Source organism: Paracoccus versutus, assembly GCF_000763885.1.
Lineage (GTDB): Bacteria > Pseudomonadota > Alphaproteobacteria > Rhodobacterales > Rhodobacteraceae > Paracoccus > Paracoccus versutus.
The window spans coordinates 1-3,664 of record NZ_JRKO01000126.1; the positions used below are offsets into that span (position 1 = coordinate 1).

Below are 3,664 nucleotides of genomic sequence, written 5' to 3' on the forward strand. Positions count from 1 at the left end.
GACGATTTTGCGTTTCATGGGATCTCCTGTCGGTCTCTAGGCGTGTTCGGGGGCGGCAGGCGTCTTGCGGGTCTCGCCAAGCGCCTTGAGGACCGCGACCAGCTGGTCGTCGCGCTGCCGGCGCAAGGTGGCGTAGTCGCGGCCGCCGATTTCCTCGGCCAGGCCCTCAACCAGCCTGTCGATGGTCTCGGGCGTCAGCTGCGGCTTGCCCAGGTCGTCCCACCATTCGGTGTAGCTTTGGGTGAACTGCTCGCAATAGGCGCGCAGGCCGCCTTCGCCGCCGCCCAGGTTCAGCAGCATATGCGGTCCCATGATCGCCCATCGCAGGCCGGGGCCGGCCCAGATCGCCGCGTTCACGTCCTTGACCGAGGCGACGCCGGCATCGACCAGGTGGATCGCCTCGCGCCACAACGCGGCCTGCAGGCGGTTGGCGACATGGCCCATGACTTCGCGCTTCAGGGTGATCGTCACCTTGCCGCAGCTTTCGTAAAGCGCCCGCGCCCGTGGCAGCACGTCGGGATCGGTGCGGTCATTGGCGTAAAGCTCGACCAGCGGCACCAGATGCGGCGGGTTGAAGGGGTGGCCGATGATCAGCCGGCCGGGGTTCTGCCAGCCCTCTTGCAGGTCCGACAGCTCCAGCCCCGAGGAGCTGGTGGCGACGATGGCATCCGGCTTCAGATGCGGTTCCATCGCGGCGTAAAGCGCCCGTTTCGCGTCAAGACGCTCGGGGATGTTTTCAAAGACGAAATCGGCGCGGGAAACGGCGGCCTCCAGCGAGGATTCAACCTGAAAATCCGGCTCTGTGGTGTCCCCCGCCAGCCCCAGTTCGACCAGCGCCGGCTTCACCGAATCCCAGAACTCGGCGACCGCCCGCCCTGCCTCGGGGCGGGTGTCATGGATCACCACCCGCCGCCCCGAGGCAGCCATCAGCGCCGCCCAGCTGCAGCCGATCAGCCCGGTGCCAATGATGGCGATCACTCGCAAATCGGAGGGATCGGTGGTTTCGTCTCGCGCCATCATATCCTCATATATGATATCTGATCAGATCTAGGTTGGCGTCATGCGGGTCCGCCCTGCTGCATCCACCCTAGGAGGCGCGAATCGATTCTGTCAATGAATATGATATCTGATCAGATATTGCGGACTGATTGCCTCGGCCTGGGCATTTCTTTACGCTTGCGCCAAAACCATCCAAGGATCCCGCATGGCCCCGCGCTCCGCCTCCCTGCCCGCCTTTCAGCAACGGCAGGTGATTTCCGAACCCGATCACGTCTATGGCGAGTTGAAGCAGTCCTTCATGATCGGCGAGTTCGAGCCGGGCCAGCGCCTGACCCTGCCCGAGCTTGCCGCGGCCTTCGGCACCAGCCAGATGCCCGTGCGCGAGGCCACCAGCCGCCTGGTGGTGGCGCGCGCCATCGAGGCGATGCCGCGCCGCTCTATGCGGGTGCCGCAGGCCACGGTGGAGCGGCTGGATGCGCTGCTGCCCCTGCGCTTGCATCTCGAGGGCGAAGCGGCCCGCCTTGCCGCCCTGCGGCCCGACCCGCAACTGGCCCGCCGGCTCGCGCGCATCGACGAGGAGATGCGCGCCATGGTGCCCCGGCAGGACACCAAGACCTATCTGCGGCTGAACCAGCAGTTCCATTTCGAGGTCTACCGGCAATGCGGCAACGACGACCTGGTCGACCTGATCGAGCTTTTGTGGATGCGCTATGGGCCGTTGATGAGCATCGTGCGCAGCGGGGTGCTGTCCAAGACCGGCCAGGTGCGCCACGCCGAGGTGATCGAGGCGATCCGGCAGGGCGATCCCGAGACGGCCCGCGCCGCGATCTGCGGCGACATCGCCGAGGCCGCCGAGGCGATTCGCGCCCGGATCGCCACCGACAAGGCCACGCCTGCGCACCTGAAAACCGAATAGCGCCTGCTGGTGCCGCCGGAAGATGGGGGATCGATCCTGTCGCAAAAGCCCCGGCCGGTTTCTGTCCCCGATGATCTGCGATCCAGGATCCGGGCAGCACGCCAGGACCGCCTGGCCGGCCAGGATACTCGGCCGCATAGTGCGTTCGATGTCCAGAACCACGAACCGGACGAATCCTTGCGCCGGAACGGTCCCGTCCATCCCTGCTCGACGCAGCCGAAAACCGCATCGACTTCAATGCCCTGCGCGGCGGTCTCCAAGGCTTCGCGCTTCATCGCAGCGCAGATGCGATGGTAGAGGAAGCCGAGGCCTTCCCTCCCGTCCTCGAAAGGCCGCAGGCGCGGAAGATCCCGGCCCGGATTTCCCCGGTTTCGGGCTTTTCTCTGAGAAACATCTTTGCACGATCAGGTTGTCGGTCCGAGGCGGCAAACACGCCCTTGGGATCGTGCGGGAGTTTCATGGCATATCGCGCAGCCGTCCAGGTCGGGGTCCACAGCGTCACGACGATGGGCAGTTGCCGGTCCACGGCCGTCATGCCCGCGGTGCTGCCCTCGGCCAGTTGCAGGGCGAGGCGATATTGCTCGAGGGCCTGCGCTGTCTTGCGCATCCACCCCGCGCCGGGCTCGGTGCCGATGATCTTTGCCCGGTCGTGGGTGGTGTCGTTCTGCTCCTCGATCGGTCATCTCGACAGAGTTGGGAACGGCCAGACCCTGGCAAAGGCCATGCGAAGCGATCGAGAGCTTCGCGGGCTGGTTTCCCGATAGCCGGCTTGGCCCGTGCCTGACCAAGGATCAGGCCGACATAAGCAATGCCCAATCAGGGACGCGGTCGGCTCTACCGGATAGCCCTTGTTCCCAAGAACCTTCCCGGCCACCGTTGCGGTCGGCACCTCTCAGGCCATGGTGCCCGGCTCGAACCTTGTCCCGCGCTTGCGGCCAGGGTGCTCATCCGCACCGCCCAAGAGTTTTCACCAGTCGTTTCATGGCATCCCGCGATGGTCTGACCGGGCTTCGTCGCTTGTGACGGAACGCGGATCGCTGGCGGCCGCAAAGCTCATATTGACATACTGCGTATAATAGACATTTTGTCTATTAAAGATGCAGAATGGACGGCGTCAGTGGATTTCGGCGAGACGGTCGTGGACCGGATCGGCGAGATCATGCAGCCGATCCGCTCGGGCGCCATCAACCGCGACCATGTGCGGGGCGATCTTTACGATCTGGTGGCGGCGGACGGGTCCAGCCGCCGGTCCGATGACCAGGTCACGCTGTTCAAGAACGGTGGCGGCACCAATCTGGTTCTGATGATAGCCAGCTATGCCGTCGAGGCCCTCAAGTCCTTGAAGATAAATATCGCAGCCGGCATCTGCCGGATCGCAGAGCGGATGTCCGCCTTGGGCCGCCGGATCGTGTCCGGCGGCCCATAGGATCACGATGCAGAGCGCGTTTATGGCCCGCGGCCAAGGCAGCACGCCGCCGCGTTCGTTGTATGTCGACAGCTTGGGCCGTGCCCCTGGCGCCCGTTACGGAAAGCTGGCGACGGGGGCGCCGAGCAGCGCGCGGTCGACGGTGATGCCCAGGCCGGGGCCTGCCGGTGCGGCGCCCCGGCCGTTGCGGCTGCGGGGCTGATAGCCGGCGACATGCTCGTTCGTCCAGTCGTTGAAGAACGAGGTGTGCAGCAGATGTTCGGGGCTGGAGCTGGCCGCCACATGCGACACCGCCGCCGAGGTGACGTCGCCACCCCAGACAT

Annotated in this window: 5 protein-coding genes; 2 read left to right on the forward strand and 3 right to left on the reverse strand. The window is 65.4% G+C overall.

The features are described from left to right. Positions 1-36: 36 nt before the first annotated feature. Positions 37-978 (reverse strand): 3-hydroxyacyl-CoA dehydrogenase NAD-binding domain-containing protein, encoded by a 942-nt coding sequence (locus tag IT40_RS25995; protein WP_244274070.1) that lies wholly within the window; start codon positions 976-978, stop codon positions 37-39. A gap of 226 nt (positions 979-1,204) precedes the next feature. On the opposite strand from IT40_RS25995, the gene IT40_RS26000 reads away from it, so the two are divergent. Beyond that, positions 1,205-1,915 carry a GntR family transcriptional regulator gene (locus IT40_RS26000; RefSeq protein ID WP_052096355.1) on the forward strand — a complete coding sequence of 237 codons (711 nt, stop codon included), beginning with the start codon at positions 1,205-1,207 and terminating at the stop codon, positions 1,913-1,915. Positions 1,916-2,186: 271 nt separating this feature from the next. Here the strand turns inward: IT40_RS26000 and IT40_RS27110 are convergent, their stop codons facing one another. Next, positions 2,187-2,591 (reverse strand): glycine betaine ABC transporter substrate-binding protein, encoded by a 405-nt coding sequence (locus tag IT40_RS27110; RefSeq protein WP_208021444.1) that lies wholly within the window; start codon positions 2,589-2,591, stop codon positions 2,187-2,189. 462 nt (positions 2,592-3,053) lie between these two features. On the opposite strand from IT40_RS27110, the gene IT40_RS26010 reads away from it, so the two are divergent. Then, positions 3,054-3,341, forward strand: a complete 288-nt coding sequence (locus tag IT40_RS26010; RefSeq protein ID WP_166443858.1) for a hypothetical protein — start codon at positions 3,054-3,056, stop codon at positions 3,339-3,341. 96 nt (positions 3,342-3,437) lie between these two features. On the opposite strand, the gene IT40_RS29430 is transcribed toward IT40_RS26010, so the two are convergent. Further along, on the reverse strand, positions 3,438-3,664 hold a 227-nt coding region (locus tag IT40_RS29430), incomplete at its 5' end, for an enolase C-terminal domain-like protein (RefSeq protein WP_036761353.1).